General features: G+C 39.8%; 19 protein-coding genes. 11 read left to right on the plus strand and 8 right to left on the minus strand.

Annotated features, from left to right (window positions below):
* The coding region (locus EWU23_RS09045; RefSeq protein ID WP_205753135.1) for a beta strand repeat-containing protein at positions 1-1,793 on the minus strand (1,793 nt) is incomplete at its 3' end.
* Positions 1,794-1,857: 64 nt separating this feature from the next.
* On the opposite strand from EWU23_RS09045, the gene EWU23_RS13985 reads away from it, so the two are divergent.
* The 4 genes from EWU23_RS13985 to EWU23_RS09060 all read left to right on the plus strand — a co-directional run bounded on the left by EWU23_RS13985 (position 1,858) and on the right by EWU23_RS09060 (position 8,985).
* Positions 1,858-2,010 (plus strand): hypothetical protein, encoded by a 153-nt coding sequence (locus EWU23_RS13985; protein ID WP_205753136.1) that lies wholly within the window; start codon positions 1,858-1,860, stop codon positions 2,008-2,010.
* A 521-nt stretch (positions 2,011-2,531) separates the two neighbouring features.
* Positions 2,532-5,942 carry a SusC/RagA family TonB-linked outer membrane protein gene (locus EWU23_RS09050; RefSeq protein WP_166231187.1) on the plus strand — a complete coding sequence of 1,137 codons (3,411 nt, stop codon included), beginning with the start codon at positions 2,532-2,534 and terminating at the stop codon, positions 5,940-5,942.
* A gap of 23 nt (positions 5,943-5,965) precedes the next feature.
* Entirely contained in the window at positions 5,966-7,603 is a 1,638-nt protein-coding gene (locus tag EWU23_RS09055; protein ID WP_166231190.1) for a SusD/RagB family nutrient-binding outer membrane lipoprotein, read from the plus strand.
* Between the two features lie 32 nt (positions 7,604-7,635).
* On the plus strand, positions 7,636-8,985 hold the full coding sequence (locus tag EWU23_RS09060; protein ID WP_166231193.1) for a PhoPQ-activated pathogenicity-related family protein: 1,350 nt from the start codon (positions 7,636-7,638) through the stop codon (positions 8,983-8,985).
* Between the two features lie 52 nt (positions 8,986-9,037).
* On the opposite strand, the gene EWU23_RS09065 is transcribed toward EWU23_RS09060, so the two are convergent.
* The gene (locus tag EWU23_RS09065; protein WP_166231196.1) at positions 9,038-10,075 is read right to left on the minus strand and encodes a carboxypeptidase-like regulatory domain-containing protein; all 1,038 of its coding nucleotides are present in this window, start codon (positions 10,073-10,075) and stop codon (positions 9,038-9,040) included.
* Between the two features lie 75 nt (positions 10,076-10,150).
* Here EWU23_RS09065 and EWU23_RS09070 point away from each other — a divergent pair, with 75 nt between their 5' ends.
* A complete protein-coding gene (locus tag EWU23_RS09070) occupies positions 10,151-11,959 on the plus strand; it encodes a heparinase II/III domain-containing protein (RefSeq protein WP_166231199.1) in 1,809 nt (602 codons plus the stop codon).
* Here EWU23_RS09070 and EWU23_RS09075 read toward each other — a convergent pair.
* The 5 genes from EWU23_RS09075 to EWU23_RS09095 all read right to left on the minus strand — a co-directional run bounded on the left by EWU23_RS09075 (position 11,956) and on the right by EWU23_RS09095 (position 17,210).
* Complete coding sequence (locus EWU23_RS09075; protein ID WP_166231202.1) at positions 11,956-12,840, minus strand: alpha/beta hydrolase; 885 nt, start codon at positions 12,838-12,840, stop codon at positions 11,956-11,958. The two genes, EWU23_RS09070 and EWU23_RS09075, sit on opposite strands and share 4 nt — an antisense overlap.
* A 91-nt stretch (positions 12,841-12,931) precedes the next feature.
* Positions 12,932-14,650, minus strand: a complete 1,719-nt coding sequence (locus EWU23_RS09080) for a GMC oxidoreductase (RefSeq protein ID WP_166231205.1) — start codon at positions 14,648-14,650, stop codon at positions 12,932-12,934.
* Between the two features lie 18 nt (positions 14,651-14,668).
* Positions 14,669-15,172 carry a gluconate 2-dehydrogenase subunit 3 family protein gene (locus tag EWU23_RS09085; RefSeq protein WP_166231209.1) on the minus strand — a complete coding sequence of 168 codons (504 nt, stop codon included), beginning with the start codon at positions 15,170-15,172 and terminating at the stop codon, positions 14,669-14,671.
* Between the two features lie 101 nt (positions 15,173-15,273).
* Positions 15,274-16,500, minus strand: coding sequence for a BaiN/RdsA family NAD(P)/FAD-dependent oxidoreductase (locus EWU23_RS09090; RefSeq protein ID WP_166231212.1), 1,227 nt, complete (start codon positions 16,498-16,500; stop codon positions 15,274-15,276).
* Between the two features lie 83 nt (positions 16,501-16,583).
* Positions 16,584-17,210, minus strand: coding sequence for an MgtC/SapB family protein (locus EWU23_RS09095; RefSeq protein WP_166231215.1), 627 nt, complete (start codon positions 17,208-17,210; stop codon positions 16,584-16,586).
* 322 nt (positions 17,211-17,532) lie between these two features.
* Here EWU23_RS09095 and EWU23_RS09100 point away from each other — a divergent pair, with 322 nt between their 5' ends.
* Positions 17,533-17,955, plus strand: a complete 423-nt coding sequence (locus EWU23_RS09100) for a DUF6526 family protein (protein ID WP_166231218.1) — start codon at positions 17,533-17,535, stop codon at positions 17,953-17,955.
* 76 nt (positions 17,956-18,031) lie between these two features.
* On the opposite strand, the gene EWU23_RS09105 is transcribed toward EWU23_RS09100, so the two are convergent.
* Entirely contained in the window at positions 18,032-20,683 is a 2,652-nt protein-coding gene (locus EWU23_RS09105; RefSeq protein WP_166231221.1) for a DUF7133 domain-containing protein, read from the minus strand.
* A 533-nt stretch (positions 20,684-21,216) separates the two neighbouring features.
* On the opposite strand from EWU23_RS09105, the gene EWU23_RS09110 reads away from it, so the two are divergent.
* From EWU23_RS09110 to EWU23_RS09130, 5 genes are all read left to right on the plus strand, one after another.
* A complete protein-coding gene (locus EWU23_RS09110) occupies positions 21,217-22,401 on the plus strand; it encodes an AraC family transcriptional regulator (protein ID WP_166231224.1) in 1,185 nt (394 codons plus the stop codon).
* Positions 22,402-22,625: 224 nt separating this feature from the next.
* On the plus strand, positions 22,626-23,585 hold the full coding sequence (locus tag EWU23_RS09115; RefSeq protein WP_166231227.1) for an aldo/keto reductase: 960 nt from the start codon (positions 22,626-22,628) through the stop codon (positions 23,583-23,585).
* Positions 23,582-24,601 (plus strand): zinc-binding alcohol dehydrogenase family protein, encoded by a 1,020-nt coding sequence (locus EWU23_RS09120; protein ID WP_166231230.1) that lies wholly within the window; start codon positions 23,582-23,584, stop codon positions 24,599-24,601. Before EWU23_RS09115 ends, EWU23_RS09120 begins: the two co-directional genes overlap by 4 nt.
* 3 nt (positions 24,602-24,604) lie before the next feature.
* Positions 24,605-25,420 carry a sugar phosphate isomerase/epimerase family protein gene (locus EWU23_RS09125; protein ID WP_166231233.1) on the plus strand — a complete coding sequence of 272 codons (816 nt, stop codon included), beginning with the start codon at positions 24,605-24,607 and terminating at the stop codon, positions 25,418-25,420.
* 11 nt (positions 25,421-25,431) lie between these two features.
* The gene (locus tag EWU23_RS09130; RefSeq protein WP_166231236.1) at positions 25,432-25,767 is read left to right on the plus strand and encodes an L-rhamnose mutarotase; all 336 of its coding nucleotides are present in this window, start codon (positions 25,432-25,434) and stop codon (positions 25,765-25,767) included.
* Positions 25,768-25,780: the final 13 nt, after the last annotated feature.

Genomic DNA, 25,780 nt, shown 5'->3' on the forward strand with positions numbered 1-25,780 from the left:
ATACTATAGCTAGTGACTGTTCCTGTAACCGTTGGGGTTAAACTTGTTATGCCCGTACCAACAGAATAAACGTTGGGAGTCGTATAGCTTAAAGCACTAGGAGCCGCTGCATTAACTGTAATTCTCACCACGGCTGTTGTACTACCTGTGACATTGGTAGCAGTAACGGTATAATCTGTAGCTGGGCTAGTTACGGTAGGTGTACCACTGATCACCCCTGTAGTCGTATTGAAGGACAAACCAGTTGGTAATGGAGTCGAAATACTATAGCTAGTGACTGTTCCTGTAACCGTTGGGGTTAAACTTGTTATGCCCGTACCAACAGAATAAACGTTGGGAGTCGTATAGCTTAAAGCACTAGGAGCCGCTGCATTAACTGTAATTCTCAACACTGCGGTGGTATTTCCAAAACCATTGGTAGCTGTAACAGTATAATCCGTAGCAGCACTGGTTGCAGTAGGAGTGCCACTGATTACCCCAGTAGTGGTATTGATGCTTAAACCTGTTGGAAGTGCAGGCAATATGGAATATGAATCCACACTTCCTGTCACTGTAGGATTTAAAGCTGTAATTGTTGTTCCAACAGTATATACATTAGGAGTATTATAACTTAATCCACTTGGTGCAACGGCGTTCACGGTGATATTAATCACCGCCGTTGTACTTCCTGTACCGTTAGTAGCCGTAATGGTATAATTGGTAGCTGCGCTAACTACAGTCGGTGTACCACTAATCACCCCGGTAGTTGTATTGAATGATAAACCTGTTGGTAGTGGAGTAGATATACTATAGCTAGTAACAGTTCCTGTTACGGTAGGTGATACGTTTGTTATTACCGAGTTAACACTATATACTTTGGGAGTAGGGTAACTCAAGCCAGAAGGAGCGGCGTCATTGTCGACAATAGAAACAACTGTCGTATTCGTTACGATAGCAGCATTAACAGCATCTGCTAATACGATATTGAATGTTTCGGTACTTTCACCTGTTAAGTCATCTAAAACAGGGACAGTAATGGTTTTTGATGATTCGCCAATAGCATATGTCAAAGTTCCTGTCGTATTGGTATAATCAGTTCCATTGGTTGCCGTACCTCCAGAAGTGGTGTAATTAACTGTGGTAACTACAGTTGCGGCAGCACTTAAGGTAACAGTAGCTACTGCATTGACACCCCCAATAGCTTCAGTAACACTAAGTGTTGATGTAATATTAAGTTTAGGTTGTGCATTCAAATAGTCATTTAAACTCGTCAACATTTGAGATACCGTGGCAGCATTACCTGTTATGATGCCTCCAGACATGTTAAGTATTTGGCCGTTCAACGTTAAACCAATGGTTTTCGTAGCAGTAATAGTGTAACTTCCAGAATTGGTAACGATGGATTCACTAGTACCAGTGGCTGGATAAAATACCATGGTTCTAATGGTACTACCATTTGTTTCACGCCAGTTCATAAAACCTGCAATAGAGTGATACACGTTGTTTTTGTCATAAAAGGTGACAAAACCAGGTAAGTCGTTTCCTTGAGTTCCTTGTAGTTCAAAAACCGAAGTTGACGAGTTTTGACCAAAAGATAAACGTGTGATTCCGCTGGTGGAGACGGCAAAAGCATTGTTCGCTTTATTATTTCCATTTTGATCACCAATGAATCCTTCATTGAAGGAAACCGACACATAGCCAGCTAAGGCTGGTGTAGCAGCTGAAAGGGTGAAAATTAACGTAGCTAAAAAGAGAAGCTTCCCGAGGAAGGAGCGCTTTTTAGTTGCCTTATAGGTTAGGTAACATTTTTGCATACAATATAATTTTAATGACTATTTGCTTAAAGAAATAGTGAGGTTAGAGAATTAACCTAAAGCCATGTGGAATATCATGGACTGTAAAACATTCAAGAAGTCTAATGAAAAAATGGCCCAAAATGAGCTAACAGACAGAAAAGTCCAGCACAGAGTTCTCTTCAAAAGTTTAGAACAATGGAGTAATTATCGTTTATTAGAACAAGGAGTAACCTAATTTAATCAAAAGAATTCCTGCTTTAGGTTTTCTTCGATGTGAAATAAGGATTATTTGTTGCCAAATTAAAATTGTAACACGTGAATGATGTTCTTGATTTCTAATGGAGGACAAAAAAAGTGCGAATGCGTTATTTAGGGGCAAGGTCTGAAATTAGCATGAATTGAGGTCTTTTTCGAATAGCTTTTAAAAATGCACTTGATACTATTAGTCCATTGAAAACAAGCAAAGTTAAGTGTGTGTAAACATTAGTTTAATTTAAATAATTCTTTACACACATCTTGATTGTTTGTTAAATTGCTGATTATCAGCTATTTGAATATATTTTTATTTTAAATATCATACTATCTTGTTAAGATAAGTTTACAAATCGGGATTAATCATGTTTCGACTTTCGGCCATTCTTGTAAACAACCGTTCATCCTATTTTATCTCAAAATAATGGAAATTTAACTTGGAAAATTAGAATATTACCTATATTGCTAGCTGTTCAAATATTATAAACCTATTTTATCACAACCATGAAAGTAAACTTCACTCAACAAAAATTGAGGGGGTGGTTATTTTCTTTGTGGCTATTTGCGGCTTGCAGTCCAGTTTTGTTGGCTCAAAATCAAGTAGTTACAGGAAAAATCAGCTCCAAGCAAGATGGTTCAGGAATCCCTGGAGCCAGTGTCAGCCTTAAAGGTACTTCCCGAGGAAGTAGTTCAAATGAAGCTGGAAATTATTCCATAGAGGTTTCTGGTCCCAATGCCGTATTGGTCTTTTCTTCAGTAGGTTACGAGCCATTGGAGATTCGCGTAGGAAATCAGAAGAAAATCGATGTTAATTTATCGCCTAGTACTTCCATGTTAAATGAAGTGGTGGTCACGGCCCTAGGTATACGTCGAGAAGAAAAATCCCTAGGTTATTCTGTTGCCAAAGTAGATGGTAAAGAAATGAATCGGGTGGCACAGGAAAATGTATTAAATGCTATGGCTGGAAAAATGGCTGGTGTTACCATCAGTTCTACTGGTGGAACAGGTTCTTCTGTGAGCATGGTTATTCGGGGAGCGAATTCATTAAGTACCGATAATCAGCCCTTGTTTGTTATTGATGGTGTTCCTCTAGCGAATACCTTAAATAATATTAGTCAGGTGGGAAATGATAACCGGGCTGACTTTGGAAACTCCATATCAGGATTGAATCCAGAGGATATAGAGAATGTTTCGGTTTTGAAAGGCCCCAGTGCTGCTGCATTGTATGGTTCTAGAGCGGGTAATGGTGTGGTTTTAATTACGACCAAATCTGGTTCTAAGTCAAAGAAAATGACGGTGAACATTACTTCCAATACTGTTTTTGATAATCCGTATAAGTTTTTGAAATGGCAAACCAAATTTGGACCAGGTCAGTTTTCGGCCATTCCTGTTTCCATAACTGGTAATCCGCTGTCCAATGCCTTTGGTAAATTAATTCAAGAAGAAGTGGGTGCCACTTACGGTGCTGAATTAGATAAAGGTTATTCCGAAGTACAATGGAACAGTCCATTAGATGCCAATGGAAAGAAAATAGCCATGCCACTGATTTCACATAAAGACAATGTGGCCAAATTTGTTCAAACGGGTATTACGACTACCAATGGTATTTCTATTGCCAATAGTAATGACCAATTTAATTATCGCTTGTCATATTCTAACATGCAGAATCGAGGTATTATTCCTAATTCTGATTTGTTTAGAAATACCTTGAACTTAAATACCTCCATCAAAGTCAATAAGAAATTGACCTTAAGTAATAATTTGGATGTGAGTCGATCGTCTTCTAATAACCGTCCTGCGGGTAACCGAGGAACGAATCCACTGGAATGGGCTTATAACGTTTCTCCTCATATAGATATTCTGGAGTTGAAAAATTATTGGATGCCGGGTCAAGAGGGCTTACAACAAAGAACCCAGTATAATACGGTCTACAATAATCCATATTTCTTAGCCTATGAGGTGAATAACGGTTTTGTGCGTGATCGTTTGTTTGGAAACATTCGTTTGGATTATCAAATCACCCCAGAAATCAGTTTGATGGGACGCTATGCTTTAGATACCTATACTGAGCAACGTGAAATGAAAATTGCCAATAGTTATACCAATGACCCTAGAGGAGCCTATGGAAATATCAATTTGGCGAACTTTGAAAGCAACGCTGATTTCTTAGCTACTTACAAAAAAGATATCAAAGACTTTAGCTTATCTTTTTCTCTAGGTGGAAATGCTCGTTATCAGCGTGGTTCTAATATCACCAATGCCAGTAAAAGTGGAACGGGCTTAATTGTACCTGGTGCCTTCAATGTTCAAAACATCGCACCAGCCAATTTGGATTATTATAGCACTTGGTTCCAACGCGCCATTTATAGTGGATATGGTTTAGCCAATATCGGTTATAAAGATATGATCTTCTTGGATGTAACGGCACGTAACGACTGGTCTAGTACTTTGCCAGCAGCTAACCGTTCTTATTTCTACCCATCGGCATCAGTCAGTGTATTATTTAATGAAATATTCAATATGCCCAATCAAGTGGATTTATTTAAATTGCGTGGTGGGGTAGCACAGGTTGGTAATGATGCCAATCCGTATCAATTATTAGGAACTTTAGGAAATGCAGGTACTTGGGATGGTATTCCTCGTTTAAGTACTCCGGGAACTTTATTAATTTCTGATTTGAAACCCGAGATTGTTACTTCGTATGAAACAGGTTTTGATTTGAGTTTATACCGAAATCGATTACGTTTATCAGGAACATATTACCAAGTTGAGAATAGAAATCAAATTTTAAGTACCAAATTACCTCCCTCATCAGGTTATTCCTTGAAAAATGTAAACGCAGGTTTATTGGTTAGTAAAGGAGTAGAGTTAACCATGGGTTTCACCCCAGTTAAATCTTCTAATTGGAATTGGGATGTTAATTTAAACTGGACTCGTAATAGAACTCGGATTGTGGAATTGTCCGATGACCTTCCTTACTATACCTTATGGCAAGATGCCAAAGGTGGAGCATGGACGTATGTAGGAGAGGAAATTGGAGATATTTATGATGCGCAAATCGTTACGGTAAAAGATAAAGCCTCCCCTTATTTTGGCTATCCAATTTTGGATAACACAGGGAAATGGCAGTCGGTTGATGCCATCAATACCCGAAATAAGGTAGGAAACTTCAACCCTGACTTCATTTTGGGCATGCAGACTTCCATTTCTTACAAGCGTTTAAGTTTAAATATGTCATTTGATTGGCGTAGCGGAGGGCAATTCGTTTCTCAAACTTACCGTTATGGCGAAGAGAATGGACGTTCTCAGTTGTTTTTAGATAAATTAATTAATCCCAATGGATTGACTGGAGATGCTCTGAAGAGTTATCTAGTAGCTAACCAAGAGAACTTAATTAAAATTACAGGTAATTATTTCCCATTGGTGGGTGGACCTACGCCAGAATATGGTCCTTATGGATTTAAATATGGTCCTTATAACTTCCCTCATGGAGGTGTATTTATTCCTGGAGTGATTGCTACAGGATATGATACCTCGGGTAATCCAACGGGATACAAGGAAAACTTAGGTAATGCAGGAACGACAACCTTGCCATTTGCCGGTTCTACGGCTTGGTCATTTACTCGGGCTTTCTTATATGATGCGGACTATGTGAAATTGCGTGAAATTTCCATAGGAATCGATTTGCCACAACAATGGCTAAAGAAAATTGGCGTTCAAAATGCTAATTTCTCCGTGTACAGTCGCAATATCATCCTGTGGACAAAAGCGAAAATTAACATTGACCCTGAGACAGCCTTCCAGCAAGAAGCGGGTGTTCAGGGTGGAGGTACTCAATTCAAACAAGGGATTGAGCGCTACAACGTAACCCCTTGGGTTATTCCTGTTGGTTTCAAATTAGGTTTAACTTTTTAATGAAATTTAGACAGCAAAAGATCATGAAAAATACTTCATATAAAATAATGGCATTGGTGCTAGTCCTTTCAGGGAGTTTTTACTCTTGCAAGGATTTAACCGTGTTGAATCAAAATCCCAATGGGATTAATCCGGAGACAGCTAATCCTAATTTAGTGATGTCTACGGTGTTAACAGAAACGGGTAAGGCATTCGTTAACTTAGGCTATCAAGACATAGCTGGCGTGATGCAACATACGCAAAAGGATGGTTGGTCTGGTGGCCACAATACCTATGAGTGGGGAGGAAGCCAATCTTGGGCTTCTTATTACGATATATTACGTAATAATCAATACGTGTATAACCGCGCTGTTACCTTGAATTTGGAATTACATCAAGGTATTGCATTGGTAACCAAATCCATGATGTTTGGTTTAATCACCGACTTATGGGGGGATGCACCTTACACAGCTGCACTCAAAGGGGCAGCAGGTGGTGCCACCAATACTTTCCCAGCCTATGATACCCAAGAAACTATTTACACGGGTATTTTAGCGGATTTAGAAACTGCCAATAATTTATTGTCGAAAGCTTCTTATCCAAGTACACCTGGTGCGGCCGACGTGTTTTATCAAGGTAATGCGACTAAGTGGAGAAAGTTAGCGAATTCATTGGCTTTGCGTTATTACATGCGCATTTCATCCAAGAAGCCAGATGTAGCTAAAGCTGGGATTGAGAAAATATTAGCTAATGCTGCTCAATATCCCATCATTACAGCTATAGCTGATGATGCCGCGATGCCATTTGCGGGTAATAGTGATAGCGATTCATGGCCTTCTAATGCGGTGTATGATGCCAGTGCTTCCAATTATCGTAGGATTAAGTTGGCTGCCACTTTTGTTAATAAGTTATTGGATTTGAAGGATCCTCGGATTGGTATTTGGGCCAATAAGGTTCAGATTCCATTAGTCGTGGATGCTAGTTTACCCAAAGGAACGGATAAAATAGAAGGAGGAAAACGCTATTTATCCCCTGATAAAGTAGTGGGAAGAGATGTGAATACGCATCCTGAATACGTAGGTTTACCGACGGGTATCATTGGTGGAGCCTCCTATAATTTGAGCCCTACAGCCGAGCAAGGTGCCAATAATCCGCACGTTTCTTGGGTCAATGATATTTACCGTCAAGCCAAAGGACCCTTATTGAAGTCAAGAATGATGTCGGCGGCTGAAATACGTTTTATCTTAGCGGAAGCTGCTTTGAAAGGCTGGGCAGTCGGTGGTACAGCCAAAGCTCATTATGAAGCAGGTGTGAAAGCCTCCTTAGATACGTGGGGAGTAGGTGGAACTTATGCGACATATATCGCTAATCCAGGTGTGGTTTTTGATGGAACATTGAGTCAGATCATCGAACAAAAATGGATTTCTAGTTGGACTGCTGCTCAAGAAGCTTGGTTTGATTACCGTAGAACAGGTTTCCCTGTTTTAACGGCCGGTCCTGCTGCCATCCGTAAAGTATTACCTGTGCGTTTTTACTACATGTTGGATGAAAGAAATCTGAATAAAGTAAATACAGAAGCGGCTATGAGTAAGTTGGAAACAACGACCTATTCAGAAGCGGATGGCAAAAATAGTCCTTGGTCTAAGCCATGGGTATCCCAAGGCACGGGAAAACCTTGGTAAACGAAATATTCACCTTTAACCAGATTAAAAACATGCATCAAAATATCAAAAAAGTATTTTTAAGTATAAGTGCTATTTGCCTATTGGCTTTTACGGGACTTGCCCAAAAAGTAAGCCCTGAAACGGCCTTGAAAAGTTATATGGCGAATGGGGATAAATCCTACCAATGGGAATTAAAGGACTCCGTTTCTTTAGGAACTTCCAAAGCCTACCATGTGCTTTTAACTTCTCAAAAGTGGCAAAACATCACCTGGAAACACCAGTTGACCATCATTATTCCAGCCAAAGTAAATTATGAAGGAGCTATGCTTTTCATCACGGGTGGTAGTAATAAAGATGAGCAGCCCAACTGGAGTAAAGATGATAAAATGTGGACATTTTTATCCATGGTAGCGGCTAAAAATCATGCCATTGTGGCCCTCATTAAGCAAGTACCCAATCAACCTTTGTATGGGGGTAAAACAGAAGATGAGTTGATTTCTTATACCTTACATCAATTTAGAGAAACAGGAGATCATTCTTGGCCACTGTTATTTCCTATGGTGAAATCTGCAGTAAGAGGGATGGATGCTATTCAGGAGTTTGCTAGCAAGAAGGCGAATATTCAAATTAAGGATTTTGTGATTTCAGGTGCCTCTAAGCGTGGTTGGACTACATGGTTGTCTAGTGCCATTGGAGATTCACGTGTGAAGGCTATTGGGCCCATGGTGATCGATATGCTGAATATGCCGGCGACATTGAATTACCAGAAGGACACTTATGGTGAGTATAGTGATCAAATAGAAGATTATGTCAAATTGGGTATTCCGCAAGGGACAGGTACTCCGGTTGGGAAGGCCATCAATGCGATGATAGATCCCTATTCGTATCGGGCCAATATGACAATCCCTAAAATCATATTTATGGGAACCAATGATCCGTATTGGACAGCTGATGCTATCAAGCATTATTTTGATCAAATTCCGGGTAAGAACTTAATTCACTATGTACCTAATGCAGGTCATGATTTGGCTGGAGGAAAACAGGCGATTGAGGCTTTAAGTGCTTTCTTTGGTTTAACTCTTCAGAACAAAGATTATCCTGTACCTACTTGGAATGTCGTGAAAGGAAAAGAGGGATTTGAATTAACGGTTACTGCTAATCCTACTGATTTAGAAGATGCGGCCATTTGGGGGACAACTTCCGCTGACCGTGATTTTAGAAATAATTTATGGTTGACTAGGCGTGTGAAACCTGTAGGAAATACGGCTAAATACGTGATTCCTTACGTGAAAAAGGGATATCAAGCTTTTTATATGGATTTGAAATATAAGGATCCTAATGGGGGTAGCTATACCATCAGTACCCGAATTTTTACGACTGATACAGATAAAGTATTGTAATTTGATTTCTTGCAAAAACACCCGATAGGCTCTGTCGGGTGTTTTTTTACGCCTATTTTTTTAATTCATATACATAGTCAAGCGGGAGTTCATTCCCCATTCTAGATTCAGACATTTTGCCATAAACTTCTATAGAATAGGGGTCCACCAAAGTTCCATTGCTTTCTAACAGTATGGTCTTAGCCATGGGTTTTAGTTTGGAGAATTGACGCGGCGAATCAAATTCAACGTTGATGATACCTTTTAAATCAATGGCATAAATTCCTGGCTTATTGGTGGTAAAGAGTACTTCTTCCATCTTAAATGGAGGAGGATTGCTCATTCGATTTTCTTTATAATAGGTCACATAAAACCCTTCATTCGCCAAAGATTGATGGATTAATGCCAATAGAAAATGCCGGATGGAGCCTTGGAAGGCATATTTTCTATTCTTCTCCCATTGGGTCTTTTCTTTGTTAGAAATGGGGTTTAATGCTTCAAAATACCCACTGGATTTAAAATTTAATTGCTTAGGAGCTTTTTCAAAACCTACCAAGAATCCGTGGTAGAGATAGCCTAGTTCTTTGTTCTCTATCAAAAGAGGTTCTTTAGCGCTTGCTTTTAATGTTTTCGTGCTTGGGTCATACTCAAAATCAATCGCCTCTCGATTCAGGATTTTTACTAAATCTCGATCGATGGCCCTACCTAAAAACTCATTTTCAAATTGTCGGATTTGCCTTTCCCAAACACGGTCTCTTTGGCCTTGTACTTTAATTTCTACTAAATCAGTGATGTTTTCCAACATCTCAAAGTGCAGATTCTTGACATCCTGTTGAATGGAAATGGGCACAGAAAGCGGCTGATACCCCACCATGGAAATGAGAAATTGATAATTTCCTGATGGAACGTTTTTCAACATGAAATTTCCCTTGTCGTCAGCTTGCGTACCAAAGGAAGTGCCATTTAAATACACGTGAGCAAAGGAAACTCCTTCCTTTTTTTGCTTATCCGAAATGATGCCTGATAGGGTAAATGTGTGCTGGGCTAAGCTATTCAAAAAGCTGAGAATCAAAAGTAGGGATAGACAATACAGCTTGGTTAATGATTTCATATATTTGGTTAGGCCATGACAGCATGTTCGTCAAATTTACTAAATATTTGACATGACAAAACCTATGAAAACAAGATGAAAAAAGGATTCCTTATTTATTGGCTATTTGTAGCCCAAATTGCTTTGGCACAAGATTTTAGTCGATTGCTTCCAGCCGCTCAAGGGCATCCGCGTTTATTGTTTTTAAAAGCAGATGAGGCAATCATTCATCGAAATATTCAACAAGATACGCTGTGGGCTAATTTGCATCAGCAAATAGTGAAAGAAGCCGATGTATTACTGTTGAAAGAGCCTTTGGTCCGTAAACAAATTGGTCGGAGACTCTTAGGTGTTTCCCGAGAAATGCTGCGCAGAACTTTGTTTTGGTCCTATGCTTACCGTATGACCCAACAACCAAAATACGCTCAAAGGGCAGAAAAAGAGCTCTTGCAAATTTGTCAATTTACGGATTGGAATCCCTCTCATTTTTTGGATGTGGCTGAAATGACTACTGCCGTGGCCATTGGCTATGATTGGTTATTTGAGGCATTATCTCCTGAGTCTAAGAAAATGATCCAAGCGGCCATACTTTCCAAAGGGATAGAGCCTTCTTATGACGAGCGCTACACCAGTTGGCTAAAAGCCAGCCATAACTGGAATCAGGTTTGTAATGTGGGAATGAGTTTAGGGATATTGGCCATTCAGGAAGATTACCCTGAAAAAGCCAAGGAATTGATGCAGCGGGCACAAAAATCCATTGTTTTAGCCATGAAGGATTATGGTCCAGATGGTGCTTATCCGGAAGGATATGCCTATTGGGGTTATGGGACCTCATTTCAAGTTTTATACAATGATGCCATCGAAAAGGCTTATGGTTCCAGTTTTGGATTAAATGAATTACCGGGTTTTTATGCCAGTGCCAATTATATGTTGCACATGGCCGGACCATCGAGAAAGAATTTTAATTATTCAGATTCTGGAGATGGGATGGGGTTTCATCCTGCTATGTTTTGGTTTGCCAACAAGACTCAAAACGCTAGTTTATTGTATACGGAGATAAATACCTTGAAAAGTGCTAAAAATTTGGTTTCAGACCGTCTTTTGCCACTGGTGATGGTTTGGGGGAAAGGGGAGTCTTTGGTCAAGCAATCCATGCCTGAAAACTTAACCTATTTGGGTGGCGGTCCCAATCCTGTTGCCATGATGCGCTCCTCATGGACAGATCCGAATGCCTTGTATGTGGGAGTTAAGGGAGGTTCTCCATCGGTGAATCATGGCCACATGGACATTGGTTCATTTGTTTTTGATGCCTTAGGAGAGCGCTGGGCAATGGATTTTGGCATGCAAGATTATAATTCCTTAGAATCTAAAGGAGTGGCTATTTGGGGGAAGGAACAAAACTCCCAGCGATGGGATGTTTTCCGTTACCATAATAAATCCCATAATACGCTGACATTGAATAATCAATTGCAAGCAGTGAAAGGGAAGGCGGAGATTCAATGGAAGCAAGAGTCCAACAAAAGAACTGAGGTTAATCTAGATTTAAGCTCTCTCTATCCCGATCAAGCCAAAGGAGTTTCTCGACAAGTAGCTCTGGTAAACAAGCGTGTGGTAGAAATTAGTGATCAAATTCAACTAGGGAAACAGGGAGGAGAATTAGTCTGGACTATGTTAACGGCCGCCGAATTTCATGCAGACGGACCAGGGAAAGCCTATTTAACACAAAAGGGCAAGCGCTTAAACCTGCAATTGAAAGGTATGAAAGGGGAATGGATTTCTTGGTCTTCGGAACCCAATCACGATTATGATGCTCCCAATCTGGGAACCCGATTTGTAGGCTTTAAAGTAGCTACAAAGGAGAACCAAAAGCTCAAATATCAAGTGATATTAGTACCAGTTCATTAGTTTTTCGTACCACTAGGATACACTTGATCTAACCAGATACCCATTTTTAAGAAAACACTGAATAGGCTTTTGCGCATTTCATGTGTTTCATTCGGGTAGAGTTCTAGCTGGGTTTTAACGCCCAATTGGCTAAGTTTTGCGTAGAGGTTTTTGGCTTGTTGCACGTGTACTACTTCATCGTTTTCTCCATGAAAAATGATGGTGGGAACCGCACTGGCGGCATTCACCCTAAGTAAGGGACTTGATTCTTTGGCTAGAGTAGCATTAGGGTCGGCCACACCCAAGAAATTGGTGATGGTTTTATCCGCCTCTAGGTTTTTCCCTCGTACCATGGGGTCAGTGAAGTCGGTCGGTCCAACGATATCAATAACCGTTTTAATTTCCTTGTTAGTATCAGCCGTATAGGCATACATTAAGGCCAAATATGCCCCAGCACTGGCACCTAACAGACCGAATTCCCCTTTCTTGTAACCAAGACTATCTGCTTTTGAATTCAGGAATTGTAAGGCGTGCTGAATGTCATCTATTTGAACAGGATATCGGTTTTGGTCATTCTTGACTAGTCGATAATTGATGGATGCCACCGCATAGCCCTTTTTGCCAGCCAATAACTGAATCAATGGTTTGGGTAATTGATTTTTACTCCCTTTGGTCCAATAGCCTCCATGAATGAATACCAGCATTTGGGTATTTGGATTCGGTGTATTGGGTAAAAATATATCCAATAAATTCCTTTCCTCTGGTGCATTTCCATAGGCTACATTCAATACCGACCTATAAGTAGTAGAATCCGCCCCAGTTCTCCCCAATGAAGGAAAAGATAGAAATAAGAATACTGGTAAAAGGTAAACACCACAGGCAAAAACAACGCTTTTTTTCATACAGAGAGACCATTTACAATTTACCATTCACAACTTACCATTACTGACCTTCCCCTCATCCATAATTTATAAATTATAATTTACAATTCTCTTACAGGTTTTTCTTCTTCAATTCTGCCACTGCATAATTCGCTGCTCGAGCGGTTAGGGCCATGTAAGTTAAAGAAGGATTCTGGGTAGAATTGGATGTCATGCTGGCTCCATCCGTTACAAATACATTTTTACAATGATGTAATTGATTCCACTTGTTCAACTGGGAGGTTTTAGGATCATTTCCCATGATAACACCGCCCATTTCATGAATATCTAAGCCAGGATTCCAGGTCTTTTTCGGATTGGCTTTGATGTTTTTAAAGCCTGCCAAGGTCAGCATTTCCGCCATTTGATCTTGATAATCTTGTTCCATTTTACGGTCATTATCATCGAAATCTACGTTCAATCGAGCCAAAGGCACACCCCAGTCGTCCTTTTTGCTAGCATCTAATTTGACATAGTTGGAATGTTTCGGGATGGTTTCACCCATGAAATGGGAGCCTACCTGCCAATTGCCATATTTCTTTTGGAATAAATGATCTTTCAATTCCTGACCGATACCTTCTTGGTTGCTGATGATGGGTCTACGAGCGCTGAAGCCCGCGGCATAGCCCCTCAAGAAGTCGGTTTCTTGTTTGAAAACATTACGGAAACGGGGTATATAACTGCCATTCGGACGAATACCTTCTGTTTTGCTTTCAAGCATTCCTTCATATTCGGCCGACACACCGGTATGGAAGTTATGGAAGTGAATATAATGACCCATCAAACCATTGTCATTACCTAATCCATTCGGGAAACGGTGCGACTTAGAGTTTAACAGAATCAAGTTAGTATTGATGGTAGCGGCATTTAAGAAGATGATTTTGGCATAAAAATGTATTTCTTCTTTTGTTTTGCTGTCAATCACCTTCACTCCAGCCGCTTTGCCAGATTTTTCATCGTAAATAATGGAATGAACAACGGAGTTCGGTCTTAATGTTAAATTACCCGTATTTTGTGCCCAAGGTAGGGTAGAGGCATTACTTGAAAAATAACCTCCATAAGGACATCCCCTTTGGCATAAGTCACGTTGCTGACATTGGGCTCGACCTTGCTTGAAGTGGATAGGTTGAGGGTCTGTCAGGTGAGCGCATCGACCGATGATGACAGGTCGACTGCCTTTGTAGTGTTTTTTCATTTCGGAAGAAAAATGCTTTTCTACACACGATTGCTCATGCGGGCGCAAGAATTCACCGTCAGGTAATTGCTCTAAACCATCTTTATTTCCACTGACTCCTGCAAATATTTCCACATGGCTATACCAGGGAGCTAAATCTTGGTACGTGATTGGCCAGTGATTATCAAATCCATCACGAGCTGGGCCTTCAAAGTCATATTTAGACCAGCGCTGTGTACCTCGTGCCCAAAGAAGGGACTTTCCTCCTACTTGATAGCCACGTATCCAGTCAAAGGGTTTCTCTTGAATGTAAGGGTGTTCTTTGTCTTTGACAAAAAATTGGGATGAATCTTCGTTGAATGCATAGCATTTGGTAGCGATGGGATTAGCATCTTTCATTTCTTTACTCAAAGCACCCAAGTGGTCAAATTCCCAGGGTTCTTTCAGGGTAGTGGGATAATCCACAATGTGTTTCACATCCCGACCACGCTCTAGCACCAATGTTTTTAAACCATTGTCGCACAGTTCTTTGGCAGCCCAGCCACCACTAATACCAGAACCTACCACGATGGCATCAAAGGTTCTTTGTTTTTTTGAATCTATATTAAAATTAGACATGTCTTGAGAGTATAAAGCTTATTGAACAGGAACGCAGCCATGGTAAAAACCAGGGGCCATGGTATAATTTCTATGTTGGGTTAGGAAATATTCCGAGCTCAGGTACGAGGCAATAGTTAAGCCTTTCAGGCGTTTGAAAAATTGATTTTCCTCAGGCTGAGTAGAATTTTGTAAGCTCGTTAATAGGCTGATTTGTTCTTGACTGCTTAATAGAGGGAAAGCTTTTTGGTAGTTTTTATTTGCCCAGGAAGCTAGCTTTTGTAATCCATTTTGAAAGGCTTGTTGATCCTCTTGGCTCATACAATCTTTCACCATCCGTTCGATGTACAGGTGAGCTCCGATGGTCTTAGCGCCAGGACTGTCTGTTTCTGGAATGATGGCATTCACGATGGCACCTAGTAATTCCGAGTTAGGCCCTTGGAAAGCAGGAAGGGATTGTTTGTTCCACTGGTATGCCCAGTTGGGTAAAGCGGTGGTACCTAAGACCAAACTTAGGTTTTTTAATGCGCTTCTTCTGTTCATGTTATAATAGGTAGAGTAAAGAAAATAGCTGTTTCTTTTTTGTCGAAAAGAGTAAACAAAAATATTGAAATATTATGCAATTGTCAACCTGACTTATCGGCTTATAGGGCTGCGTGTTTCCCTGCTATAAAACCTGTAGTCCAGGCTGCTTGGAAATTAAATCCTCCCGTAATGCCGTCGATATCCATGATTTCCCCTGCAAAAAACAATCCAGGTACTTGTTTGCTCTCCATGCTTTGAACCTGAATTTCTGTTAAGTCAATACCTCCAGCTGTTACAAATTCTTCTTTAAAAGTGGTTTTACCCTGCACTTGGTAGCGGTCATTTAATAGGGTGTTGACTAGTTTATTGATTTGTTTAGGGTTGACTTCATTCCAGCGCGAGGTGGCTAGAATCTCGTTTTTTGAGAGTAGGAAGATCCACAGTCGAGCTGGAATAGGAAAAGGACACTGATTGGAAATCATCTTTCCACCGTGGACTTTTCGTGTATTTTCTAATTTGTCTCGTAGTTCGGATTCTTTGGTTTCATCTAACCAATTGATTAAAATGGAGAATTGATAATTTACTTCAGCCAATATTCGTGCGCCCCAAGCGGATAATTGTAAAATGGCGGGTCCACTCATTCCCCAGTGCGTTATGAGTAGAGGTCCTTTACCTAATAATTTTTGGCCTTCAATTCTTACTGTGGCTTTTTCCACGACCAATCCCATAAATTCCTTGATGGGTTCTTCGGGCATGTTAAACGTAAAGAGAGAGGGTACGGGAGGGATGACAGGGTGACCTAGCGTTTCAAGCCAATGCATACCACTTAATTTGGGTTGGCCACCTGTGGTAACAATTACTCGATTAGTGGAAATCGTTTTATCCTTAGTTTTTAAAATAAAATCACCCGTTTCTTGAATTTCTATGGATTCAATTCCATGATGTAACAATAATTCTATGTCGAGCTTTTTGGCTTCTCTCAAGAAACAATCAATGATGCTTTGGGAAGTATTGGATAGAGGAAAGACACAACCATCAGGATAGGTTTTAAGCGCTACATTTCGCTGCTCAAACCATTCCATGGTAGATGAAGCATCAAACTGTTCAAAGGCTTTTTTGAGGAATTTCTCACCCCTAGGATAATGTTCGGCTAATTTTCTATTGTTGAATTCGGCATGGCATACATTGCACCGGCCACCTCCCGATATTTTTACTTTAGCTAAAACATGGGATGTTTTTTCAAGGATTTGAACTTGGGCAAGAGGATTATGATTTTTAGCGGCTATTGCGGCAAAAAAACCCGCTGCCCCACCTCCAATAACACTGATACGTAAATCCTTTGACATTATTTTTTACCTAAAAATCCCCTAACCTCTAATAACCAACTAACTAACCAACTAACTAACCACTTATCACTACCCCCTAATCCCTAAAATTCCAAGTGCTTAATCTTGTCATTTTTTAGTAATTGACTTGCAATCAGGTGATGGGCTTTCTCAGAACCTTGAACTGTTAAGTTGAAGGTAAAATCCTTGCCAGATTTTATTTTCTGAGAATAAAGAATTTTCATTTTGAGCTTTTTAAATAAAGCTTCCACATGCTTGTAGTCAAAGGAATCGGTATACTCGAATTTCAACGTATATACACGTACGTGATTTAGTTTGCTAATGAGATTTTGTACCAAAATAAAGGCACTTAGTATCAATATCACAATGGCAGAGGTAACGCAAGCCAATAATTCAAAACCCGCACCAATGGTCATGCCTATGGCAGAAACGACCCATATAGTGGTAGCCGTGGTGATACCCGTTACTCGATCTTTTTCTCTAAATATGACTCCAGCGCCCAGAAAGCCAATTCCTGTTAGGACATTGGCGGCGATTCTATCCTGACTTCCTAATCCAATTTTATAGGATAGTAATGTGAAGATACAAGAACCTACACAAACCAAAATCATAGTTCTTAATCCAGCAGATTTGGAACGATACTCTCTTTCTATGCCAATGACCGCTCCAATGAGGATGGATAAGAGAATGCGTTCTAAGTCAATATACATCAGAAAATAGATTTTGATTTATCAACGGAATTTAACTCAATTTGTTGGATTATTAGCCATTTAAGATAAGCCAAAGGATTATTCGAACTTGGGAATATTGACAAGGGATATTTGATCTGGATCTTCTTGTGCAATATGTTTAAACATAAAATATCTTCCTTCTTTGAGCGTATTCGTTGTTTTTCCTAAGTAATAGCATGAGTACTCATTTTCAAATAATTTATTAAACGGTTTGATTTTTATAGTATCAAATTGATAAAATTTCAGCAATATTGCATCTATATTCTACTCTCATAAAATTAATTGATTAAATTTTCAGCTTATGAAGCAAGATTACGATACCCACACCCGATATTACCATTTACATCATTTTATTATATTGCCTCTTGCCTTTTTTTTACTTATTTGGACGGTTGTAATAACCTTGGAAGATATTGTAAATGATTGGCTGTATTTATTGGTAGGAGTCTTATTTGTTTTGATTTCATTTATTGCTCGGATATATGCCAATAAGAATCAAGACAGAATTATTCGTTTGGAGATGCGTCTACGTTATTATCAATTAACCCAATTACCTTTTACCCCCAAGGAGAATTTATTAAGTATCAGACAAATTGTTGCCCTTCGTTTTGCGAGTGATGATGAATTGTTGGCTTTGATTGATAAAGCGATAATTAAAAACTTAAAGCCTAAGGAAATAAAGAAGTCTATCCATGATTGGCAAGGTGATTTTATGCGGGTTTAAATCTTTATTGAAAAATAGCTCAGGGTTTAAACCCTGAGCTGTTTTATTTTAATCGTAATTCACTCCATTTTATCATTTACTTTTTCTGTTCGGAGAGGAAGGTGATTAAAGACGCAAACTCTTCATAAGAAAGCTCATTGGTTAGGCCATCGGGCATCATGGATGTTTCCATTTCTTTTCTTGATCGGATATCAGCCGTTCTGATGCTGGTTATTTGACCTGTTATGTCTCTCATCACGATTCGATCTGGGGATTCTGCTGTGACGAAACCCATATGTTCTTTTTTATCTTTGGTCGTCACTAATACCGTTACGAAACCTTGTGAAATAGAGGCATTCGGCTTCAGGATGGATTCTGCTATTTGTTCACGACTCATGATAGCGCCAATCTGCCCCATGAAAGGTCCTTTCAACGTCTCTCCACTTTTTAAACTATGGCAAACCACGCAACCTTGCTTGGTAAAGAGCGCTCTACCCGTAGCAGGATTACCTTTGATTTGAGCCATAGCCAACATCACATCTTCAATGGAGGCATTCCCAATTTGACCTTTTTTATTTCGGATCGTGGCCAAGTCGATTTTCGGTTCATCTTTTGCCAGATTATTGGAAGCCGTTCCTAGTTCGGCTATTTCCATTTGATTTTTTTCATTCAAATCAACGAAATAGGTTTTGTCAGCCTCCTTGGCTTGTTGGAACTCGGCTAATATAAATTCCTTGATGATAGAACTAGACTCCCAATCCACTGTTTTATAATAGGGACCATGACCATTGGGCTTTGTGCTCCACCAGTATTCTCCTTCGTAATTTGCTTCCTTTTTGTACAGTCGGGCTAGATTAGCTAACAATTGCTTTTTGAAAGTTGGATTGTTGGATTTCTTATAAGCAGCCATTAAACCTTGGACAGCCGCTGGTTGATGCATATAACGCAATGCCCACAGGGCTATGGTCGAATTTGGACCTGAGATAGCCTTCACACAAGCGTTCACCGCATTCAATTTTACCAATGCTTGAACGGCTACGTGTGCAGGAATGATGGCAGAATTGGGTGTCGCATGTGGACCTTCTTGATCTTTAGGTGGAGCAACAAATGAATTTGGAACCTTTACTTGTAATAATGCTGGAATAGCTTCTGTTTTTCCTAATCTTCCTAAAGCGATAGCCGCACTAACTCGAACTCGTGGAGAGGCATCTTTCAATGCCAATAGGAACGGTTGAACGGGAATCAATTTGTTTTTCGTTTTTCTATCTGCCAAAGCTCTAATGGCCAATTCTTTGACCTCTTTATCCGCTAAAAGTGTAAGTAATTGTAAAATCCCGTGCTCATTAGTAGCTTGAGCATACGTAAATATACCTGCTGAGCGAGCATATAAAGGAGCTTTTTTATCGGCGGCCAATTTCCAAGCGATGGAAGCTGTAGCTTTCAAATCCCTGGTTAATAATTCTTGCTGAGCGTTTAAACGAGCCACGGCACTATTGGATTGTAATAGTTTGGCTAATTCATCGATCGATAATTGACCAACTTGTGGAAAAGCCTGATAGGTCCAGCCTTTTGGAACAGCCCTAACCACAAATCCTTTATTGGGGTTTCCCGAATAGCCAGCTCCATCCCAAGCGGCCAGATACAAACGACCAGAGCCATCCACGTCGAGGTCCGTGATTTGTTTTAATTTAATGAATGTTTCATCCTTTTGCGTATAACTAGCACCGTCAGGTGTCACCCGATGAATATACAAAATGCTATTTCCCCAATCCGCCATCATGGGCACTTGGTTGTATTTAGCTGGCCAAGTAGGTTCATCCATAAACAAAGAACCTGTACCAGAACCGCCACCTACATCGACTAGAGCAGGAAGAATCTCTTCCGTAAAATGCTTAAATAGTAAAGGGTAACCGTATTCGCCTGATTGTATGTGATGGCTAAAACGAATATTCCAACCCGCTCCATCATTGGTATTATCCCGAGTGAAAATATTCATGTAAGGGTCAATGGCCACATCGTAGATGTTTCTAGTACCATGTGTGTATACTTCCATTTCGGTACCATCAGGTCTTACACGAACAATACCTCCACCTAACATGGTGATCTTCTTTCCACTTCTGTCCGTGGCAAGATGAAAACCAAAGTCGCCCGCTGCAATGTAGATCCATCCATCAATACCCATTCTGATGCCGTTGGTGGCATGGTCAGTACCTCTGCTTTGTAAAAACTTGGGAGAGCTGATATGTTGGATTAAGGGACTTGAGGGACCATCAGCGATGCCGTCTTTATTTTTATCTTCAAAAACGACCAAATCCATACCCGTAGCTTTCTTGGTTTCTGGGGAAAAGACGGTATGAAGTACATACAATTTGTCCCCTAATGAAATAATACCCCGGGGATTATCGACCATGGCAAACTTACTTTGCTGATCAACACGGCCATCATTATTGGTGTCAGTTAATTTTAAAATGTATCCTTTTCCAGGCGTTTTACCGAGGGAGCCAATTTGGTCAATACCAACATATACTTCTCCTGTAGCTGCTACGGCTATACAAGCAGGACTTGGGGTAATGTCAGCTGAGGCAAAATTACTTACTTGGATATCTTGACTGGGCCAAGCCGATGCATTAGATAAGGTATCGACGAAGACCAAAGATTTTGTATTTTTTTCAGAGAAAAAGGGTTGAAGAAACTGATATCCCCCAAAAAGTAAAAATGAGTAAATCAAACTGAGAGATAATTTTAACATATTGGATAGGTTGAGTGTTTTTGTATTATGGTTGGCAAAAATAAGATTTTTCCTCATAAATCATTCGAGTCTTTATAGGGGCTTACAAGTATTTATTATTCGGTAATGGATGAGTCTTTTTCTGAATATTAGAAGGCTGTTTATTTTTTTGAGCCTTAATTTCTTTGGAACGCTAATTACTATATGACTGGAATGATAATTTTTTGTTCAATTATTTCCTAGAGAAACGTGAAATGTATAGACTATTTAAAATGAATGATTTAGCGGTGTAAATGCTATTTAAATCAGATTGAGCCCTCTTTTTTTGTTTTATGAGTATCGAAAATATTGTTAAAAATATTAGGCTGATTCAAAAATCAAATTACCTTTGTGTTTACCATTCTATAATAAAGTTTGAGCTGTTCTATAATTTGTATTTCTCCTGCAATTTCTAGTGAGAAGCGACAGAAAATAAACCTGATGTCCCTCTCGGCCTTGGAGCGTATTTTATCTCAGCCATTCTAACTGTCAAACCGAAATAATTGAATTAGAAAATGTTAATATACATAGTCGCTTTCAAACTCATTATTTCATTGGTATTGGCCGTGTTTAATTTTCGTGTCAACAAAAATACCATATATCTAACGGGTTTTTTAGTGGCCATCGCCTTGTCGGGCCTTTTGCATTATTTTGCTTTCATGGGTGATAATGAGTCTTTAATGGCGGTATTCAATTACCACATTACACCTACTTATTACTTGTTTGGTCCATTTTTGTTTTTTTATGTCAGAGGAACCTTAACTGACCGCAATAAACTGTCTCAAAAAGATTATTTACATTTCATACCTGCGGTTTTTTCATTTTTGTCCATATTTCCTTTTTATTTCAAGAACTGGGATTATAAGTTGGTAGTAGCCCGCAAGATCATTGATAATCCAGAAGTGCTCAAAGTGTGGAATGAAGGGGTGCTTTATCCAAGCTATTTCAATGTGATTGGCCGTCCATTGTTTTTTATGATTTACTTGATAGCGACGATTTCCTTATTTCTTCGTTATAACCGTAGTTTGGCAAAATATACCCCTGTATCTGCTCAAAAAACCTTGATTAAACGCTGGTTAGTTTGGTTGATTTCTTTGTCAACCTTAGCCTGTGCTAGTTATTTTACAGGAGCCATCATGTTCATTTTTTCCGATGTAGTAAATAAGGAATTAGTGAATTCTTCTCCTCTCGGTTATTTGACAGGCATTTTTTTCTTGACTATCCCTTTGTTAATTCTAGCATTTCCTCCTATTCTGTATGGTATTCCGATTCACAAAAAGGTTAGGAGAAAGAACTTTGAACACAAGGTAGATGCTAGTGATGTCTATTCTTTTGTGGGGAAGTCGGATGATCCATTCCAACAAGACGCTAAATATATTTTAGATCATATCCATGAAGATAAATGGTATCTGGATCCTGATTTTAATGTGGATTTTTTGGCCTTAAAATTAGATATCCCGAAACACCATATTTATTATTGCTTCAATTACATCATCAAATCCAAGTTTACCAAATTACGTGCTCAATTACGCATCTCACATGCTAAGGCACTTTTGGAAGAACAAAAATCACAGAATTTAAGTCAAGAAGACATGGAGGCTATCGCTTTGGCTTCAGGTTTTGGGACATTGTACCGTTTCATTAGCGCATTTCAAGAAGAAGAGGGAACAACTCCGATGGAATACGTGAAAAAATTGTAAATGATGAATGGTACATTATAAATGGGCAAAGAACTTCGGCCTTGTTGACTAAATAAGGTCGTAGATTTTCTGCATATTTCCCCAAGTTTTGAAAAATAATCATACTAATCTTATTGGAAAGGGATAGAATATTATGAATTTTCTATTAGCTTGATTCTTTCATTTACAATTTACCATTCACCACCAACCATTTATAATATATAACTTATAATTCATCATTTTTTATGCGCTATCGTCGTCTAGGCAAAACGAATTTAGAAGTATCTATTTTAGGCTTTGGGGCCTCCCCATTAGGAAATGTTTTCGAGGAATGTGATGAGAAAGAAGGAATTTCCGCTGTTCATTATGCCATTGATCATGGGGTGAATTTTGTGGATGTGGCTCCTTTTTATGGAATTACTTTAGCTGAGACTCGTTTAGGCAAGGCCTTAAAAGGTAAAAGAAAGGAGGTCTATTTGGCTACCAAGGCTGGTCGTTATGATCTGAAAGAATTTGATTTTTCCTATCAAAGAATTTTGTCCAGCATCGATGAATCCTTACGAAGACTTCAAACGGATTATGTGGATTTATATCAATTGCATGATATAGAATTTGGCTCCAAAGAACAAGTTTTAAACGAAGCGATTCCAGCCATACAAGCAGTGAAAAAATCTGGTAAAGCCAGGTTTGTGGGTATTACGGGACTGCCAGTCAATTATTTGGCTGCCATAGCCTGTGAAGTAGAAATAGATACGGTACTTTCTTGGGCTCACTTTAATTTATTGCAGGATGAAATTAATGCGGAATTAGTTCCTTTGTCCAAGGAATTGGATTTTGGATTAATGAATGCCGCTCCCTTGATGCAAAGAATACTATCTGATGCGGCATTGCCCGTTTGGCACAATGCACCAGAAGAAGTCAAAGCTTTGCAACCTCGCTTATTGGCTGTTTGTCAGGCATACAATGTACGCCTCAGTGATGTCGCTTTACGTTTTGCAATGGATCATCCCGACATAGCGACTACGATAGTGGGTATGTGTGACATGAAAACCATTCAAGAAAATGTGGCTGCGGTGGATTTTATCATCCCCGATGGTTTATTACAAGAGTTAGAAGAAATTATAGCTCCAGTTAAAAACCGCATGTGGTTTGAAGGAAGACCCGAAAATAATATAGCTAGAAAGCAAAAACCTATCAAAAAATGAAAGCATTATTTTTAACCGAAGTCGGAAAAACCGAAATCAGGGATATAGAAAAACCCATTCCTGCAACAGGAGAAGTTTTACTTCGAATCGGTATGGTGGGTTTTTGTGGGGGTGATTTAAATGGATTTAAAGGGCTATTTGAATTACAGGAGTATCCCAATGTATTAGGTCATGAGGTAGGTGCGACCATTGAAGAAATAGGAGAGGGTGTTCCTTCCGATTGGCAAATTGGCCAGCGAGTTACCATATATCCATATTTAAATTGTGGCAAATGTGTGTCTTGTCGGAAAGGCCGTAAAAATGCTTGCCAAGACAACAAAACCATGGGTGTAAGAAGACCGGGTGCTATGACCCGTTACATGACTATACCTTGGCAAGATGTATATCTTTCCAATTCCTTATCCTTGAAAGAATTAGCCTTGGTGGAACCATTGACAGTCGGTTTTCATGCGGCGGCCAGAGGGCGAGTTCGTGATTCGGATACTGTAGCCGTGATTGGATGTGGTATTGTGGGCATGGGAGCCATAGCTTCTGCAGTTCATCGCGGGGCACAAGTGATAGCGGTTGATTTAGATGATTCCAAACTATCCATCGCCCGGAAAATAGGCGTGCAACATACCATCAATACCAGTCAGGGAGATTTGCACGAGGCTTTACAGCGGATTACTCAAGGAGATGGTCCAGATGTCATCATAGAGGCCGTGGGTAGTCATATTACTTACCGTGCTGCTGTAGAAGAAGTTGCTTACACGGGTCGAGTGGTGTGTATTGGTTATGCCAAAAAGCCTGTGGAATTTAATACAGGTGTGTTTGTGAGGAAAGAAATAGAAATCTTAGGCTCCAGAAATTGCACCGATGAATTTCCAGAAGTAATAGCCTACTTGGAATCTGGTGATTTTCCCGTAGAAGAAGTGATTAGTCGAGTTGTACCTATCGAGGAGGCGGGTCAGGCCTTAGCTGATTGGGCTCAAAATGCGCAAGGTATTGTGAAAATTATGGTGAATTTTGGAGAATAAGCTATGATACAATCTTGTGTAACCATTGCCTTAGTGCCACAAATCAAGTCAGGCCCCTGGATTTTTTGGGAAGACTTAGAAAGCAGTATGGCCCAAGCCGCTAGCTTGGGATTTGATGCCATTGAACTTTTTACGGCAGAGGCTAGCAGTATTGATACGAGTCATTTGGAGAAATTATTGGCGCAATATTCCCTTAAATTAGCGGCAGTAGGAAGTGGTGCAGGAAAAGTCATCCAGGGTTTAACCTTAACAGATCCTAATCATGTCATTCGTTCTCAAGCCATATCATTCATTCAATCCATGATGGACTTTGGTGCGCATTTTGGGGCAGTGACCATCATTGGTTCCATGCAGGGAAATGCCATGCCAGATCGCAGAGAGGAATCACTGACTCATTTGCAAGAGGCCTTGGAATACCTAGGTGCACATGCAGAACAACTGGGTGTGCCTTTGATCTATGAACCCTTAAACCGATATGAAACGAATCTGTTTAATACCCTTGGGGCTGGTCGAACCTTTTTAGAGGGACTTTCCACCCGACATATCCAATTGCTGGCAGATTTGTTTCACATGAACATAGAAGAGGTGGATATTGCCCAAAGTATACGGGAAAATGGCTCTTGGATAGGACATGTGCATTTAGCAGATTCTAACCGTAGACCCATGGGGATGGGGCATACTTCAATGAAAGAAATAGCGGAAGCTTTGATTCAAGTGGATTACCAAGGCGCTATTTCGGCCGAAGCCTTTCCTTGGCCCAATCCTTTGGGAGCTGCCAAGCAGACCATGTTAGCTTTTAATCAGCATTTTGAAAAGTAAAATAGATACCCATGCAGCGATTTTGTTTAGCATTAGACCTAGTAGATGATCCTGAGTTAATTCAGGAATATGAACAATACCATGCGCCAGGGAGTGCTTGGCCAGAAGTCACGCAGCATGACATCGATGCGGGAGTTACCAATATTGAAATTTTTCGCACAGGTAATCGGATGTTCATGATTTTAGAAACGGATGATGCCTTTACTTTTGAGAAAAAAGGGGCCTTTGATGCTACCAATCCCAAAATTGCGGCTTGGGAGGAACTGATGTGGAAGTTTCAACAACCGCTACCATGGGCCAAGCCTGGACAGAAATGGATCTTGATGGATCGCATATTTAAATCATAAAAAAATCCCGAAT

Source organism: Aquirufa beregesia, assembly GCF_011090385.1.
GTDB lineage: Bacteria > Bacteroidota > Bacteroidia > Cytophagales > Spirosomataceae > Aquirufa > Aquirufa beregesia.